The sequence below is a fragment of the Kitasatospora sp. NPDC058115 genome, assembly GCF_042884635.1.
Lineage (GTDB): Bacteria > Actinomycetota > Actinomycetes > Streptomycetales > Streptomycetaceae > Kitasatospora.
The window spans coordinates 4,970-21,815 of record NZ_JBHVTL010000030.1 but is presented as its reverse complement, the minus strand read 5'-3'; the positions used below and the strand labels follow the sequence as shown (position 1 = coordinate 21,815).

12 protein-coding genes and 2 CRISPR repeat arrays are annotated in these 16,846 nt (G+C 75.3%); of the genes, 9 read left to right on the top strand and 3 right to left on the bottom strand.

The features are described from left to right. Positions 1-76: 76 nt before the first annotated feature. A CRISPR array of direct repeats spans positions 77-349; the repeat unit is 28 nt; unit sequence GGACCATCCCCGCGCGTGCGGGGCCGAG. 66 nt (positions 350-415) lie between these two features. The 3 genes from ACFVVL_RS28385 to ACFVVL_RS28375 all read right to left on the bottom strand — a co-directional run bounded on the left by ACFVVL_RS28385 (position 416) and on the right by ACFVVL_RS28375 (position 3,656). Then, positions 416-1,504: a hypothetical protein gene (locus tag ACFVVL_RS28385; RefSeq protein WP_380293070.1), complete on the bottom strand. Its 1,089-nt coding sequence runs from the start codon at positions 1,502-1,504 to the stop codon at positions 416-418. 15 nt (positions 1,505-1,519) lie between these two features. Then, the gene (locus ACFVVL_RS28380; protein ID WP_380293068.1) at positions 1,520-2,464 is read right to left on the bottom strand and encodes an NAD-dependent epimerase/dehydratase family protein; all 945 of its coding nucleotides are present in this window, start codon (positions 2,462-2,464) and stop codon (positions 1,520-1,522) included. 67 nt (positions 2,465-2,531) lie between these two features. Beyond that, positions 2,532-3,656: a DegT/DnrJ/EryC1/StrS family aminotransferase gene (locus ACFVVL_RS28375; RefSeq protein ID WP_387680149.1), complete on the bottom strand. Its 1,125-nt coding sequence runs from the start codon at positions 3,654-3,656 to the stop codon at positions 2,532-2,534. 454 nt (positions 3,657-4,110) lie between these two features. Between ACFVVL_RS28375 and ACFVVL_RS28370 the strand changes: the two genes are divergently transcribed. The 9 genes from ACFVVL_RS28370 to ACFVVL_RS28330 all read left to right on the top strand — a co-directional run bounded on the left by ACFVVL_RS28370 (position 4,111) and on the right by ACFVVL_RS28330 (position 16,744). Next, positions 4,111-6,345: an MMPL family transporter gene (locus ACFVVL_RS28370; RefSeq protein ID WP_387680146.1), complete on the top strand. Its 2,235-nt coding sequence runs from the start codon at positions 4,111-4,113 to the stop codon at positions 6,343-6,345. Positions 6,346-6,587: 242 nt separating this feature from the next. After that, the gene (locus tag ACFVVL_RS28365) at positions 6,588-7,784 is read left to right on the top strand and encodes a sensor histidine kinase (RefSeq protein WP_387680144.1); all 1,197 of its coding nucleotides are present in this window, start codon (positions 6,588-6,590) and stop codon (positions 7,782-7,784) included. Further along, positions 7,781-8,464 carry a response regulator gene (locus tag ACFVVL_RS28360; RefSeq protein ID WP_380293060.1) on the top strand — a complete coding sequence of 228 codons (684 nt, stop codon included), beginning with the start codon at positions 7,781-7,783 and terminating at the stop codon, positions 8,462-8,464. Before ACFVVL_RS28365 ends, ACFVVL_RS28360 begins: the two co-directional genes overlap by 4 nt. A gap of 70 nt (positions 8,465-8,534) precedes the next feature. After that, a CRISPR array of direct repeats spans positions 8,535-9,511; the repeat unit is 28 nt; unit sequence CTCGGCCCCGCACGCGCGGGGATGCTCC. 425 nt (positions 9,512-9,936) lie between these two features. Beyond that, positions 9,937-10,104: a hypothetical protein gene (locus ACFVVL_RS28355; protein WP_380293058.1), complete on the top strand. Its 168-nt coding sequence runs from the start codon at positions 9,937-9,939 to the stop codon at positions 10,102-10,104. Continuing rightward, the gene (locus ACFVVL_RS28350) at positions 10,101-10,871 is read left to right on the top strand and encodes an aminoglycoside adenylyltransferase family protein (RefSeq protein WP_387680140.1); all 771 of its coding nucleotides are present in this window, start codon (positions 10,101-10,103) and stop codon (positions 10,869-10,871) included. Before ACFVVL_RS28355 ends, ACFVVL_RS28350 begins: the two co-directional genes overlap by 4 nt. 291 nt (positions 10,872-11,162) lie before the next feature. Beyond that, the gene (locus tag ACFVVL_RS28345; protein WP_387680138.1) at positions 11,163-13,616 is read left to right on the top strand and encodes a penicillin acylase family protein; all 2,454 of its coding nucleotides are present in this window, start codon (positions 11,163-11,165) and stop codon (positions 13,614-13,616) included. 454 nt (positions 13,617-14,070) lie between these two features. Continuing rightward, entirely contained in the window at positions 14,071-14,673 is a 603-nt protein-coding gene (locus ACFVVL_RS28340; RefSeq protein ID WP_387680135.1) for a carbonic anhydrase, read from the top strand. A gap of 169 nt (positions 14,674-14,842) precedes the next feature. After that, positions 14,843-16,333 (top strand): SulP family inorganic anion transporter, encoded by a 1,491-nt coding sequence (locus ACFVVL_RS28335; RefSeq protein ID WP_387680133.1) that lies wholly within the window; start codon positions 14,843-14,845, stop codon positions 16,331-16,333. Between the two features lie 183 nt (positions 16,334-16,516). Further along, a complete protein-coding gene (locus ACFVVL_RS28330; protein WP_387680131.1) occupies positions 16,517-16,744 on the top strand; it encodes a hypothetical protein in 228 nt (75 codons plus the stop codon). Positions 16,745-16,846: the final 102 nt, after the last annotated feature.

Sequence of the window (16,846 nt, the reverse complement as noted above, 5' to 3'; positions counted from 1 at the left end):
AACCGAGCCCCGCCGAAAGGCCCGGGCCGATCGCCAACGGGCGACCGGCCCGGGCACGGTGCGGCCGGTCGCCGCTCGGACCATCCCCGCGCGTGCGGGGCCGAGCCAACACTGTCCCGCCGCGCCCGCTATGTCCGGGGACCATCCCCGCGCGTGCGGGGCCGAGACGGCGGCGGACGGGATGGCCTGGCGCCAGACGGGACCATCCCCGCGCGTGCGGGGCCGAGTGGACGAGGTGGCGCGCAGGTTCGGCGGCCAGGGGACCATCCCCGCGCGTGCGGGGCCGAGGAGACGCCGTCACCCTCGTACAGGGCCACGTGGGGACCATCCCCGCGCGTGCGGGGCCGAGGCTTGCTGAGCTGCGATGTTATCCGGCGGAGGCGGGCCGGCGCATCGGTTCCCCGTAGTCGGCCGGTCAGGCCAGGCCCACCCGTTCCAGGGCGGCCGTGAAGCCGGTGCGCCATCCGTCAGGGGTGGCGCCGGGGGAGGGGTGGGGCTCGGGGCGGGTGACTGCTGCGAGGGCGGAGCGGACGACCTCGGCCGGGCGGGCGGAGACGACGTCGGCGTGGCCGAGCTCCAGCTCGTGCTGCAGGTTGTCGCGGCCGTGGCCCTGGACGACGTCGAGCAGCAGCAGCCTGCGCCCCAGGGCGCGGGCCTCGCTGCAGGTGTCACCGGAGCTGGTGACCACCAGGTCGGCGGCGGCCATCAGCGCCGGCACCTCGTCGGTCCAGCCGAACGGGTGCAGCCGCGGCTGCCGCAGGGCGGCGCGGCGCAGGCGGCGTTCCAGCTCGCCGTTGCTCCCCGCCACCGCCAGCACGTGCGGACCGGCGTCGGCCAGGGCCGCCGCCGTCCGGGCCAGCGGCCCGAGGCCCCACGCGCCCGACATCAGCAGCACGCACCGCGCCTCCGCCGGCACCCCCAGCCGTGCCCGCGCCTCCTCCCGCGAGGGCGGCCGGTAGAACGGCGCCCGCAGCGGCGCGGGCAGGACGGCCACCGGGGCGTCGGGACGGTAGCGCCGCACCCCGCACGCGGCGACCTCCGAGGTGACCAGGAAAAGGTCGCTCTCCTCCTGCACCCACAGCCGGTGCGGCGTGACGTCCGTGCACAGCACCAGGTGCCGGAAGCGGAAGCCGCCCCCGCCCCGCAGCCGGTTGACGGCCGACGTGGCCGTGGCGAACACCGACACCACCAGCTCCGGCCGCTGCTCCCCGAGCAGCGCCCGCAGCGCCGGCACCAGCCGCCGCCGCGCCGCCGCATCCGCGAGCAGCGCGATCCGGGCGCCGGGGCGCAGCGCCGAGAAGTGGAACGCGTCGTAGAGGCCGGGCAGCCCGAGCAGCCGCCGGAACACCGCCTCCCCGGCGGTGCCGGCGCGCTGCCCGAGCAGGGCCATCGCGTCGACCGTGGCGGTCGTCCAGCCCCGCGCCTCCAGGGAGTCCGCGCAGGCCCGGGCCATCACGTCGTGGCCCTGGCCGAGCGAGCCGGAGACCAGCAGCGCGTGCGGCACCGCCCGGCCCCCGTCTCAGGCGCCCGGCCGCGGTGCGGCCTCCGCCCGGTACCAGTCCGCGTAGCGCCGCAGGCCCTCCGCGAAGTTGGTCCGCGGTGACCAGCCCAGCAGCCGCTTCGCCTGGGCGGCGGAGATCCGGCGCCCGGCGTAGTCGGCGGTGCGGGCCTCGATGTGCTCGATGGTGACCGGTCCGAGCAGGTCGTCGACGGTGTCGGCGATGTCCCGGACGGAGACGGCGGTGGAGCCCTCCAGGGCGAAGGTCTGGTCCTCGGCGGCGGGGGAGAGGGCCCGTACGTGCGCGTCGGCGAGGTCCTCGACGTAGACGAAGTTGCGGCTCTGCCGCCCGTCGCCCGCGATGGTGATCGGCCGGCCGGCGAGCGCGGCCTGCACGAAGCGGGCGACCACCAGCTCGTCGCGCATCCGCGGCCCGTACGGGATGCCGTACCGCAGGATGGTGAAGTGTCGGCCGTAGAGCTGGCGGTAGCTGTGCACCAGCATCTCGGCGGCGAGCTTGGTGGCGACGTACAGGTGCCCGCTGTGCTCCAGGTCGATCGGCACGTGTTCGTCCAGCTCCTGCTCCTCGCCGTCGAGCGCGGCCTCGGTGAGCGCGGCGCCGTACACCCACACGGTGCTGGCGAGGACGGTGCGGCTGAGGTCGTTGCGGCGGGCCGCCTCCAGCACGGTCTCGGTGCCGTCGATGTTGGCCCGCACGGCGCCGACCGGGTCGGCGGCGACGCGTTCGACGTCGGCCTGCGCGGCGAGGTGGAAGACCACCTCGCAGCCGTCCAGGGCGGTGGTGAGCGCGGGCAGGTCGAGGACGTCGATCCGGGCGTGGTCGGCGTCGGGGTTCAGGTACTTGTCGGTGGTGTCCACCGCCAGCACCTCGTGCCCGGCGGCGAGCAGCCGGTCGACGACGTGCGAGCCGATGAATCCGCATCCCCCGGTGACCGCTATCCGCACGGTGTTCTCCCTTCCTCGCTCTTCCGCCGGGGGGTCGGCCCCGCCGGTGTGCCGGCCCCGACGGGGGTCAGCCCGCCGTCCGGCGGTGGACGGCGCTCACGGCCTCGATCACCAGGTCGGTCTCGTCCTCGGTCATGTCGGAGTGGACCGGCAGGCAGATCTGCCGGGCGCAGACGTCCTCGGCGACCGGCAGGGCGCCGCGCCGGTAGGGGGCGAGCACCGGCTGGAGGTGCAGGGGCAGGTCGTAGACCTCGCCGGAGAGCCGGACGTCGTACTCCTCGGCGACCGCCCGCTTGAAGGCGGCCCGGTCCACGCCGCGCGGCAGCAGGGCGACGTACTTGTAGTAGTTGCTCCGGCAGCCGGCCGGCTCGGTGACCGGCTCCAGCCCGTCGAGCGCGCCGAGCGCGGCGTCGTAGCGCTGGGCGACCCGGCGCCTGGTCTCCACGAACTCCTTGAGCCGGCGCAGGTGGACGGCGCCGATGGCGGCGTTCGGCTCGCTCATCCGCCAGGAGGCGCCGAGGCGGACGTGGTGGTTGGTGGTGAAGGAGCCCTTGCCCTGGTCGCGGTGGATCCGGGCCTCGTCGCGCAGCTCGGCGGACCCGGTGAGGATCATGCCGCCCTCGCCGCTGGTGGTGACCTTGGTCGGGTAGAAGGAGAACGCGCCGGCCACGCCGAAGCCGCCGGCCGCCCGCCCCCGGTAGGTGCTGCCGTGCGCGTGCGCGGCGTCCTCGACCAGCGGGACGCCGCGGGCGTCGCAGATCGCGCGCAGGGCGTCCACCTCGGGGGTGATCAGCCCGCCGATGTGGACCAGGACGACGGCGGCGGTGTCGGGGGTGAGCGCGGCCTCCAGGGTGTCGGGGCCGAGCGCGAGGGTGGCCGGGTCGACGTCGGCGATCACCGGCCGGCCGCCGGCGTGCAGGACGGCGCCGGCGGTGGCGTAGAAGGTGACGGCGGGGACGACGACGTCGCGGCCGCGGACGTCCAGGGCGCGCAGGACGATCTCCAGCGCGGCGGTGCCGCTGGCGACGGCGACGGCGTGCTCGGCGCCGTGCTCGGCGGCGAAGGACTGCTCGAACCGCTCGGTCCAGGGACCGAGGGTGAGCGCACCGGTGGCGAGCATCTCGCTCACCGCCTCCGCGACGGCCGCGCGGTCGTTCTCGTCGAACACGATGCGGGCGGCGGGAACGCCCATGGGCCACCTCCGGCTGAGGGACGTGCGGCGGACGTACGGTGGACGGCTGCGGCCCCCCGGGCCGTCGGAGCCCTCGGGGACACAGCTGGACGGACCTGGACGAATCGCCCGGGTCAGGCACATCACGCTACTTCGCCCGCCGGTCCCCGGCCCGTCCGCACCTCCGCCCGGGTGACCCGGCGCGCGCTCCGGCCGCGCCGGGACCGGACCGCCCGCCCCGGGGTCGCCCCTCGGTCGCAGGTCGGAGCCCGGCCGCCGACCTCCGCCCCGAGGACTAGTCCGTCCGGGTCCGCGCTGCTGCGTCCGCATTACCCCGGAATGCCTGCACAGAGCCGACGCCGGGGAGGCCCCCGCCGCCGCAGGATGGTCATGCTCCGGGCGACCCGGCCCTGCGGCCGAACGCGCCGCCCGGCCACCCCAACCTGCCCCGCCATCCGAAGGAGTCCGCTCTCCCGTGGCCACTTTCCTCTACCGCCTGGGCCGATGGTCCTTCCTCAGGCGCCGGCTGGTGACCCTGCTCTGGGTCGCCGTGCTGGCCGCCGTCGGGGTGCTGGCCGCCAAGGCGCCGGCCGCCCCCGACGACGGCTTCGCGATGCCCGGCACCGAGGCGCAGAAGGCCTTCGACCTCATGGACGAGCGCTTCCCCGGCGCGATGTCCGACGGTGCGTCGGCCCGGCTGGTCTTCGTCGCCCCGTCCGGCCAGAAGATCACCGCCGCCGAGAACCAGCAGACGGTCGAGAAGGCGGTCGCCGAGCTCGCCGGCAGCGAGCAGGTGGTCGGCGCGACCAGCCCGTTCAAGGCCAACGCGGTCTCCCAGGACGGCACCACCGCCTACGCGACGGTCAACTACAGCGTCAAGCCGGGCAAGGTCAGCGAGACCGCCACCGAGGCCCTGAAGGACTCCGCCCAGCACGCCCGTGACGCCGGTCTCACCGTGGACATCGGCGGCACGGCCCTGATGGAGATGGGCGAGCAGGGCGGCTCCGCCGAGGCGATCGGCATGGCGATATCCGCCGTCGTGCTGGTGATCACCTTCGGCTCGCTGCTGGCCGCCGGGCTCCCGCTGCTCACCGCGCTGATCGGCGTCGGCCTCGGCATCGGCCTGATCACCGCGCTCGGCAGCACCCTGGGCCTGTCCACCACCACCAGCACCCTTGCGATGATGCTCGGCCTCGCCGTCGGCATCGACTACGCGCTCTTCATCGTCTCCCGCTACCGCGCCGAGCTCCTCGACGGCCACGAGCCGAAGGAGGCCGCCGGGCGTGCCGTCGGCACCGCCGGCTCGGCCGTGGTGTTCGCCGGACTCACCGTGATCATCGCGCTGGCCGGCCTGTCCGTGGTGGGCATCCCGATCCTCGCCAAGATGGGCATGGCCGCGGCCGGCACCGTCGTGATCGCCGTGCTGGTCGCGCTCTCCCTCGTCCCCGCGCTGCTCGGCTTCCTCGGCCGCAGGGCGCTGTCCCGCAAGGACCGCAAGGCCGCCAAGGGCGGCCACGCGGCGACCGGCGCCGACCGCCCCAACGGCGGCACCCGCTGGGCCCGCTTCGTGCTGCGCCGCCCGGTCGCCGTGCTGGTCCTCGGCGTGGTCGGCCTCGGCGTCCTCGCCCTGCCGGCCCTGGACCTGCGGCTCGGCCTGCCCGGCGACGAGGCCAAGCCCACCTCCACCACCCAGCGCCGCGCCTACGACCACCTCTCCGAGGGCTTCGGCCCCGGCTTCAACGGCCCGCTGACGGTGCTGGTCGACGCCAAGGGCGCGGCCGACCCCAAGGCCGCCGCCGCCAAGGTCGGCGAGACCGTGAAGGCCCTGCCCGGCGTCGTCGCCGTCACGCCCGCGGTCTTCAACCAGGCCGGGGACACCGCGATGGTCACCGCGATGCCGGCCACCGGCCCGAGCGACGCCGAGACCACCGACCTGGTCCACGCGATCCGCGACAAGGCCCCCGACCTGAAGTCCGAGACCGGCGCGACGGTCCTGGTCAGCGGCGCGACGGCGATGAACATCGACGTCTCGCAGAAGCTCAACGACGCCCTGCTGCCCTACCTCGCGGTCGTCGTCGGCCTCGCGGTGCTGCTGCTCCTGGTGGTCTTCCGCTCGATCCTCGTGCCGCTCAAGGCCGCCCTCGGCTTCCTGCTCTCGGTGGTCGCCGCGCTCGGCGCCGTCGTCGCGGTCTTCCAGTGGGGCTGGCTCGCCGAGCTGATCGGTGTCGAGCAGACCGGCCCGGTCATGAGCATGATGCCGATCTTCATGATCGGCGTGGTCTTCGGCCTGGCCATGGACTACGAGGTGTTCCTGGTCACCCGCATCCGGGAGGCCTTCGTGCACGGCGAGGAGCCCGGCGAGGCCGTGGTCACCGGCTTCCGGTACAACGCCCGGGTGGTCACCGCCGCCGCGCTCATCATGATCAGCGTCTTCGCCGGCTTCATCGGGATGAGCGAGCCGATGATCAAGATGATGGGTCTCGGCCTGGCCGCCGCCGTCGCCTTCGACGCCTTCGTGGTCCGGATGGCGATCGTCCCGGCCGTGCTGGTCCTGCTCGGCCGCCGTGCCTGGTGGCTGCCGGCCAAGCTGGAGAAGATCATCCCCGACGTCGACGTCGAGGGTGCCAAGCTCCAGACCGCCGCCCCGGCCCCGGTCGCCGGGGCCGACGGCCCCGAGGCCGAGTCCCCCCGCCACTCGGTCGGCGTCTGACCCACCCGCCCCTGCCGCGGTTCCCGTCCCCACGGGGCCGCGGCAGGGCCGCACCCCGGCCCGTCGGCGCGCCGTCGGGTCAAAATGGTACGAACCACATCCGTACTACCGTTCAATCGGACGACATGTACTGCAAATGCAGTACGTCCTCCCCGCGCAGTACCCCCCCCACCCCCTTCGCCGGAGCGTCCGGGCCCGGCCGAAGGACCCCCCAGGGCAGCCCCGGACCGGGAGAAGCGAGCATGATCGACACCTGGCTGCACCGCGCGCGCCGTCACCCCCACCTGGCCGACGCGCTGCTCGTGCTCGCCGTGGTCGTCATCGCCGCCGGGACGACCACCATCGACCGCCTCGGCAACCGCATCGCTCCGAACCCGGCCGCGCTGGCCCTGGCCGTCGTCTCCAGCCTGGCGGTCCTGGCCCACCGTCGTCGGCCCGACATCGCCTTCGCGACCACCCTCGTCTGCAGCCTGGCCCTCTGCTTCGTCGCCACCCAGCTCAACGCCGGCCTGGTCGCCCCGCTGCTCGCCGCCCTCTACTTCCTCGCGGTGCGCACCGACCGCAGAACCGCGCGCCTCGCCACCGCGGTCGCGGCCGTGCTGGTGACCGTCGCCACGATCATCAACGAGCCCCACACCTCCTTCAGCGTCAAGGTCGGCATCATCGCCTGGGTCCTGCTGCCGGGCGCCTTCGGCGACGCCGTCCGCAGCCGCCGCGAGCACCTCGCCGCCATCGAGGAACGCGCCGAACGGGCGGAGCGCACCCGCGAGGAGGAGGCCCGCCGCCGCGTCGCCGACGAACGCATCCGGATCGCCCGCGACCTGCACGACGTCGTCGCCCACCACATCGCCCTCGCCAACGCCCAGGCCGGCATCGCCGTCCACCTGCTCGACCGCCACCCCGCCCAGGCCCGCGAGATGCTCAGCCACCTCACCGACGCCACCGGCTCCGCGCTGCGCGAGCTCAAGGCGACCGTCGGCCTGCTGCGCCGCGCCGACGACCCGCAGGCCCCGCTCGAACCGGCACCCGGCCTGGACCGGCTGCCCGACCTCGTCGGCGCCTTCGAACGGGCCGGCCTGCCCGTGCGCCTCAGCGTCGAGGGCGAGCCGCAGCCGCTCTCCCCGGGCGTCGACCTCACCGCCTACCGGATCCTCCAGGAATCCCTGACCAACGTCGCCAAGCACGCCCCCGGCACCGCCGCCGACGTCACCCTCGCGTACTCCGGCAGCCGCCTGCGGCTCAGCGTCGCCAACGACCGCGCGGTGGCCGCCGGGCGCACCGGCGTCCCCACCGTCGGCGGCGGCTTCGGCCTGATCGGCATGCGCGAGCGCGCCGCGGCCGTCGGCGGACGGCTCACCGCCGACCGCCGGCCCTGCGGGGGCTTCCTGGTCTCCGCCGAACTGCCCCTGCGCACCGCCGCCCGAGAGGAACACCCGTGACCATCCGAGTACTGCTCGCCGACGACCAGACGCTGCTGCGCGGGGCCTTCCGCGTCCTCATCGACGCCGAGGACGACATGGAGGTGGTCGGCGAGGCCGCCGACGGCCGCGAAGCCGTCGAGCTGGCCAAGGCCACCCGCCCGGACGTCGTGCTCATGGACATCCGGATGCCCGGCGTCGACGGCCTCTCCGCCACCGCCGCCATCTGCGGCGACCCCGACCTCGCCGGTACCCGGGTGCTCATCCTCACCACCTTCGAGATCGACGAGTACGTCGCCCAGGCCCTGCGCGCCGGCGCCGGCGGGTTCCTCGGCAAGGACGCCGAACCGACCGAACTGCTCGCCGCCCTGCGCCGCGTCGCCGCCGGTGACCCGCTGCTGTCGGCCGCCGCCACCCGCGCCGTCATCGAGCAGCTCCTCGCCCACCCCTCGCCGGACCAGGCCCCCACCGCCACCCCCGAACGCCTCGCCGCCCTCACCGCCCGCGAACGCGAGGTGATGGCCATGGCGGCCACCGGCCTCAGCAACGAGGAGATCGCCGCCCGGATGTTCGTCAGCCCCTTCACCATCCGCACCCACATCCACCGCGCCATGGCCAAACTCGACGCCCGCGACCGCGCCCAACTGGTGGCCCTCGCCTACCAGACCGGCCTCGTCCCCGCCCCCCGGCCCACCAAGTAGCCGGCCGAGCACCCCCACCGAACCGATGCGGGAGACGGCTCCCGCCGGGTAGCATCCCAGCTCAACAAGCCTCGGCCCCGCACGCGCGGGGATGCTCCCTTCGTGACCGGCATCGAGATGCTGATCGAGCACTCGGCCCCGCACGCGCGGGGATGCTCCTTCGCTGGCGTGGATCGAGCGGCACTCCCTGCCCTCGGCCCCGCACGCGCGGGGATGCTCCCCACAGCAAGCAGGCACAGCCGCCATGTGACGGCTCGGCCCCGCACGCGCGGGGATGCTCCCCGGCGCGACCGTGCAGCCGGACCCGCGAGTGCCTCGGCCCCGCACGCGCGGGGATGCTCCCCTGCCGGACGCCGACGCGATCGAGCGGTGGGCCTCGGCCCCGCACGCGCGGGGATGCTCCGAAGGCGGCTGACGTCCCGTGGCGTCAGCGCATCTGCGGGGATGCTCCCCTTTGCAACATGACCTTGAAACTTGTTCCCGCCTCGGCCCCGCACGCGCGGGGATGCTCCCGCCCCGGCCAGCGACGACCTGGCGGTCGTGCTCTCGGCCCCGCACGCGCGGGGATGCTCCGTGCACCGCGTGGTAGCCAGCACCGCCCTTGCGCTCGGCCCCGCACGCGCGGGGATGCTCCCGCACGCCGCACCCGAACACCGGAGCCGCACAGCTCGGCCCCGCACACGCGGGGATGCTCCCCACCTCATCGTGGACGGCGCCTCGTTGGGGGTCTCGGCCCCGCGCACGCGGGGATGCTCCTCGCCAGACGGTGGCCGAGGGGCAGCGGTTCTGCTCGGCCCCGCACGCGCGGGGATGCTCCGCCGAGCCCCGGCCCCCGCGCCTCGGCCCCGCACGCGCGGGGATGCTCCCGCCATCGCGCAGGCCATCGGGCGCAGCAGCTCCTCGGCCCCGCACGCGCGGGGATGCTCCCCCTATGACGCGCGATGCCGTTTGGGGGACTGACCCGGCCCCGCACACGTGGGGATGCTCCCCCCGACGCCGTTCGCCCCGCTCTGCACCTCGGCCCCGCACAACACGCGGGGATGCTTCCCGGAGCCCCTGATGACCGCCGGCACCGAACCCCTCGACCCCGCACGCGCGGGGATGTTCCGACGGAGGCGGTGGTCGTGGTTGTGGCCCTGCTCTCGGCCCCGCACGCGCGGGGATGGCCCCAAGGAGCAGCGGCGCCAAGGCTTCTGGCTGTCCATGGCCTGCACGCGCAGGCGCAGCCCCTGGCGAAGGCCGACCAGATCCTGCCGGGTGCCGGCCGGGCTTCGGCTCGCTGGCCGACGGAGAAGGTGTCGCGGCTTCCCAGGGGGCGGGCCGTAGGCCTCGCCCGGAGCTGCCCCTTCCTCCGGCGGAGCACCCTGTGCTGCTCCCAATCGGCCCTCTCCTCCGGGCCCGCGCCGTCGCGCCGACCGCCTGGGGGCGAATTTCGCCTGCGGGCGGGCGTGGTGGCGAGGCAGGATGGCGACATGGCCGAAGCCGCTGTGAATCGACGTGTGATCACCGACCACCCCGGCCTGCACCACCCCGCAGAGACCGTGGCCCCCGCCCGCGCCCGCCGGGTGGCCGTGAACCGGCTGGACGCCACCGGCAGGCCCGACCTCGGCCTGCGCGAGGCCCGGAGCCGGCCTCGATGAGCGGCGATCAACTCGACCGGACCGTCCGCCTGCTCCGCAATGTCCTCGCGCCCGCGCTCCTCGGCACCTACCTCCACGGCTCTGCCGTGCTCGGGGGCCTCCGGGCGGCGAGCGATCTGGACGTCCTGGCCGTTACCCACCGGACCATGGACGACCGGGAGCGCCGGGCCCTCACCGAGGGCCTGCTGGGGATCTCCGGCCTCTCGGCCGGCCTCCGCCCGGTGGAACTCACCGTCGTCGTCCACTCCGAGGTCCGCCCCTGGCGGTTCCCGCCGACCGGGGACTTCCTGTTCGGCGAGTGGCTGCGCGAGGAACTCCGGCAGAGCGGTCCGCCGCGGCCCGGCCCGATGCCGGACCTCGCCCTCGCACTCACCATGGTCCTCGCCGGCGACCGTCCCCTCGGCGGACCGCCGCCCGGCCGGCTGCTCGACCCGGTCCCGCACGCCGACCTCGTCCGGGCGAGCGTCATGGGCGTCCCCGCACTCCTCGACGACCTGGACGGCGACACTCGCAACGTCCTGCTGACCCTCGCCCGCATCTGGACGACGCTCGCCACGGGGGAGATCCGCCCCAAGGACGCCGCCGCGGACTGGGCCCTCGCCCACCTCCCCCCGGAGCACCGCCCCGTCCTGGAGCACGCGAGGGACCTCTACCGCACCAGCCACTACGACGACGAGATCTGGAGCCGCGACCTGAAGGCCCGAGTGCGTCCGCACGTGGCCGAGGTGCTCGCCCGCATCGACGACCTGGGCCGCCACCCGGCGTGAAGCCGGCCCGGCCCGGCCCGGCCACCGCACCCGGGGCAGGCCGAAGGCGGTCTCGCGGGCGATGATCAGATGGCCTCCCCTTGTCGGCCGATCCACCCGGCCACCCTCCGTCGTCCGGGAGGTTCGGACAAGGAACACCCCCTTCCCGAGGCGTACGCGGGTAGGTCCGACGGGCGAGGGCTGCGTCGTCCCCCGGGGTGATGACCGGCACGCGCCCGCGGCGGCAGCGTGGGGTCCATGTCGAAGAAGACCGGACTGACGCACGATCAACCCCTCGCCAGAACACGCCGATTGACCTCCACCGCCCTCGCCCTCGGCCTGGCCGCAGGCCTGCTGACCGCCCTGGCGCCCGCCCCCGCCGCCCGGGCCGACGACAAGGGGGGAGGCTGGACCGCCAAGATCCGCCGGACCGAGTACGGCGTCCCGCACGTCCTCGCCCGGGACTTCGGCGGCCTCGGCTACGGCTACGGGTACGCCTTCGCGCAGGACAACCTCTGTCAACTCGCCGACCAGGTGGTCACCGTGCGCGCCGAACGCTCGCGCTGGTACGGGCCGGACGGCCGGACCGTGGACCGGCTCGCCAACCTGGAGAGCGACACCTACCAGCAGGGCGTGCTGCGCTCGGGCACGGTGCGGCGGCTGCTGGCCGAGCCGGCGCCGCTCGGCCCGACGGGGGAGGTGCGGCAGCTGGTCGACGGCTACGTCGCGGGGTACAACCGCTACCTGCGCGACACCGGGGCCGACAAGCTCCCGGACCCGTCCTGCCGGGGGAAGGGCTGGGTCGGACCGATCACCGCCGACGACCTCTGGAACATCCTCTACGACGTCAACACCCTCGCCGGTACCTCGAAACACTCGGTCGCCACCGCCGCCCCGGGAGCCGGAGCCGTACCCGGAGAAGCCGCCCCGGGAGAAGCCGCCCCCGGGCCCGCCGCCACCAGCGCCGCCACCAGCGCCGTCACCGGCGCCGTCACCGGCGCCGCGCGCGGCGAAGCGACCGGCGCCGCCCGGCCCGCCGCCGGCCCGCCGCCCTGGGTGCGCCGGGCGGCCGCCACCCCCGACACCGGCAGCAACGCCTGGGCGATCGGCCGCGACGCCGCCCGCGACGGCAACGGCCTGCTGCTGGCCAACCCGCACCTCCAATGGGCCGGCTCCGAGCGCTTCTACCAGGCCCAGCTGACCATCCCGGGCGTCCTGGACATCGCCGGCGCCGGTCTCTACGGCCTGCCGTTCCTGCAGATCGGCCACACCCGGAACCTCGCCTGGACCCACACCACCAGCTACGCCGACCACTTCACCGCCTACCGGCTCACCCTGGTGCCCGGCGACCCGACCGCGTACCTGGTGGACGGCAAGGTGGAGCGGATGACCACGGAGACCCTCCCGGTCACCGTCCGGGCCGCCGACGGCACGCTGTCCACCGTCGACCGGACCGTCTACCGCTCCCGCCACGGCTTCGTCCTGGCCGAGGGCTGGACCGGCGAGTACGCCTACACCCTGCGCGACGCCAACGCCGACAACCTCCGCTCCCTCAACGAGTGGGTGGCGATCGGCCGTTCGCAGAACCTCGACCAGCTGCGGCAGGCCCAGCGCACCTACCAGGGCGCCCCGTGGGTGTACACCACGGCCGTGGACTCCACCGGGACGGCGTACTTCACCGACTCCTCCGCCGTCCCGCACGTCACCGACGCGCTGCGGGAGCGCTGCCAGGTGCCCAACCCCTTCACCGACGGCGTGCTCGACGGCTCGACCACCGCCTGCGACCCGGGCACCGACCAGGACGCCCTGGTCCCGGGCGTGTTCGGCCCGGCCGCGCACCCGGCGCTGACCCGCGCCGACTACGTGGCCAACGCCAACAACGGCCCCTACCTGACCAACGCGGACGCGCCGATCGCGGGCCTGCCCGCCGTCTACAACAACGGCCGGGAGCTCGCCTCGCGGCCGCAGCTGAGCCTGCGGATGATCGCCGACCGCCGGACCGGCGCCGACGGCCTCGGCGCGCCCGGCTTCACCCTCGCCTCCCTCCAGGCCGCCATGTTCGGCAACCGGGTGCAGAGCGCCGAGCTGGACCGCGACGACGCCGTCGCCCTGTGCCGCGCCCACCCGGTGATCGCGGCCACCGACGGCACCCGGGTCGACGTCCGCGCGGGGTGCGACGCGCTGGCCGTCTGGAACACCCGGGCCGACGCCGACAGCCGGGGCACCGTGCTCTGGCAGGAGTACCAGGGTGCGCTGGCGAGGACCCGCACCACGGCCTGGCGGACGGTCCCCTACGACCCGGACCGGCCGCTGACCACCCCGCGCGGCATCGCGGCCGACGACCCCGAAGCCCAGCGCGCCTTCGCCGACGCGGTGCGCGGCCTGGCCGCCCGGGGGCTGCCGGTGGACGCCCCGATCGGGCGCGTCCAGCGCTGGGCGGGGATCCCGCTGCACGGCTGCTCCGGACTGCTGGGCTGCTTCAACGTGCTGACGGCCCGGCCGGATTCGGGCGACGGCGGCGCCACCTACCCGTCGGACGTGCTGAGCGTCCCGCACGGCTCCAGCTTCCTGATGGCCGTCGAGCTCACCGACCGGGGCCCGCGCACCCGCACGCTGCTCACCTACGGACAGTCGGCCGACCCGACCTCGCCCCACTTCACCGACCAGACCCGCCGCTACGCCCGCAAGCAGTGGACGACCGAGCGCTTCACCGAGGCCGAGATCCGCTCCGCCCCTGGCCTCACCGTCACCACGCTGCACCGCTGACGCATCGTCAATCACCCCCCGGGCCGTCGCCGTTCCCCGAACGGCGGCGGCCCGGCCGTGTGCGCCCGGAGCGCGTTCGACCTCGGGCGGGGCGCGCGCGGAACGCCGCGCATCAACGCTTCGGCGGCCCTCCGGGTTCCCCCGGACCCGCAAACGCCAAGGCGGAAGGCCCTGCACCGCTCAAGGCAACAGGATGTTAACCAGATCGGCACATTCTGCGCCCTGGACGCGCTTTTGCCGACCCGATACCCGTGTTTTACTTCCCCTTGACGCGTCGTCAGGTCGCCGGGGGGACACCGAGAGTCATCGACGCGGCCGTGCGGCGGAGCCATGCGCCCGCCGCGGCCGCACCCGCCCGCACCGCCCGCCGGGAACACCCGGTGACGACGTGCCTGCCCGTCCACCGCCCCTCCCGGCCGGCGCCGCGAGGGTCACCGAAGGAGGCATCCACTCCATGGAACCGCTCATCGACCGGGCCCGGGCGTTCCCGCAGCGCGCGGGCGACACCGGCCGGGAACTCACCGCCCTCGCCGCCGGCCAGACCCCGCAGGCCCTGTTCATCACCTGCTCCGACTCCCGCGTGGTGCCCGCCCTGATCACCGGCGCCGACCCCGGCGACCTCTTCGAACTGCGCACCGCCGGCAACATCGTCCCCGCCTACCGGGCCGACGGCACCTCGGGCGAGACCGCCACCATCGAGTACGCCGTCGAGGTGCTCGGCGTCCGTGACCTCGTGGTCTGCGGGCACTCCCACTGCGGGGCCGTCGGCGCCGTGGTGCGCGGCGAGGACCTCAGCGTGGTGCCCGCCGTCCGCGCCTGGCTGCGCCACGCCGACCGGGCGGTGCTCCGCGCGGACGAGGCCGACGTCTTCGACCCGACCGTCGCCGGGCCGGTGCAGCGCCACGTCCTCACCCAGCTCGACCGGCTGCGCGGCTACCCCGCCGTCGCCCGCCGGCTGGGCGAGGGGCGGATCAGACTGCACGGCTGGTTCTACGAGATCCACACCGGACTCGTGCTCGCCCACCGGGCCGACGCCGGCCTCTTCCTCCCGCTGTGACCCCGTCCCACGGCCCGCCGCCGCACCGCCGGGTCGCCGCCCGCCGCGTCGTTCCGCGGCCCCGCACGGCCGTCCACCGCACGGCCGTCCACCGAACGGCCGTCCACCGCACCGCCGTTCAGCCCCGCACCGCCGTCCACCGCACCGTCCACACTCTCCCGAGGACCCGATGACTCGTCGTCCCGCCCTTCGGCTGAGCAGCACTCTGCGCTCCGACCTCCCCGCCTCCCTCGTCGTCTTCCTGGTCGCCCTCCCGCTCTGCGTGGGCGTCGCCGTCGCCTCCGGCGTCCCGGCCGAACTCGGCCTGGTCACCGGCATCGTCGGCGGCCTGGTGACCGGCCTGATGCCCGGCAGCAGCCTCCAGGTCTCCGGCCCCGCCGCCGGCCTGACGGTGCTGGTCTTCGCCGCCGTCCAGGAACACGGCCTCGCCGCCCTCGGCGTCATCACCGCCGTGGCCGGCCTGCTCCAGCTCGCCATGGGCGCCGCCCGGCTCGGCCGGCTGTTCCGGGCGATCTCCGTCTCGGTCGTGCAGGGCATGCTCGCCGGGATCGGCCTGGTGCTGATCGCCGGTCAGCTCTACGCGCTCGCCGACGCCAAGGGCCCGGCCGGCGGCCCCGCCAAGCTCGCCGGACTCCCGGGCCTGGCCGTCGACGTGGCCGGGGACCGGCACGCGCTCGCCGCCGCCGCCATCGGGGCCGGGACCGTGGCGGTCCTGCTGCTCTGGCCGCGCCTGCCCGCCCGGATCCGGGTGGTCCCCGCACCGCTCGCCGCCGTCGCCGGCGCGACGGCCGTCACCGCGCTGTTCGACCTGCCCGTCGCCCGGATCGAGGTGGCCGGACTCGCCGGCGTCGTCGACCTGCCCGGCGCCTCCGACCTCGCCGCGCTCGGCAGCGTCGGCGTCCTCGGCACGGCCGTCGCCTTCGCGCTGATCGCCTCCGCCGAGAGCCTGTTCAGCGCGGCCGCCGTCGACCGGCTGCACGAGGGCCCGCGCACCGACTACGACCGCGAACTGCTCGCCCAGGGCGTCGGCAACACCGTCTGCGGTCTGCTCGGCGCCCTGCCGATGACCGCCGTCATCGTCCGCAGCGCCGCCAACGTCCAGGCCGGCGCCCGCACCAAGGCCTCCCGGGTCCTGCACGGCCTCTGGCTGCTGCTCTTCGCGGCCCTGCTCCCCGCCGCCCTCTCCGCCATCCCGCTCGCCGCGCTGGCCGGTGTCCTGGTCCACGCCGGGGCCAAGCTGGTCCCGCTCCGCACCCTGCGCCCGCTCTGGCGGGCCGACCGCGGGGAGGCGGCGATCCTGGCCGCCACGGCGATCGCCATCGTGGTGACCAACCTCCTCGAAGGGGTGCTGCTCGGCCTGCTCCTCGCGGTGCTCAAGAGCGCCTGGGACACCTCCCACCTCCAGGTCGCGGTCGACGAACTCCCCGACGGCGCCGTCCGGGTGACGCTGCACGGCAACGCCACCTTCCTGCGGCTGCCCCGGCTCCTGGAAACCCTCGAAGCCCTGGAGGGCCTGCCCGCCGACCGTCCGGTGCGCCTCGACCTCGCCGGCGTGCGCCACCTCGACCACGCCTGCCGCAGCGCCCTCGAACTCTGGCAGGAACGCCACAACCGCAACGGCTCCGCCGAGCTCCTCGGCCTCCCCACCGCCGCCGCCTGACCCGACCCGATCCGGCCCGACCCGATCCGGCCCGACCAGGCCTGATCCGACCCGGCCCGACCTGACCCGGTCGGGCCGGTGGCGTTCACCTGCCCGAGCACCCCGGGCAGGCCCCGACGAGCACCCACCGCCCCCCGACGCAGAAGACTGCCGTTCCCGGGCCGAACCCCCGACCATGGGTCCATGACGTCCACCCGCGCGGACCGCCGCCGCACCCACCCCTCACCCGCCGAACGGCCGGCCCGCGTGCGCCGGACCGCCGGTGGCACGGCGGCCGGCAGGAGCACGCTCACCCGGCTGCCCGCCGAGCGCCACGACGTCACCGTCCTCGACGGCCACCGCGTCGCCCTGCGCGACCGGCCGCCCGGGTTCCTCGCCGAGCTCCTCGGCCTCCCCACCGCCGCCGCCTGACCCGGCCCGACCCGGCCCGACCTGACCCGGTCGGGCCGGTGGCGTTCACCTGCCCGAGCACCCCGGGCAGGCCCCGACGAGCACCCACCGCCCCCCGACGCA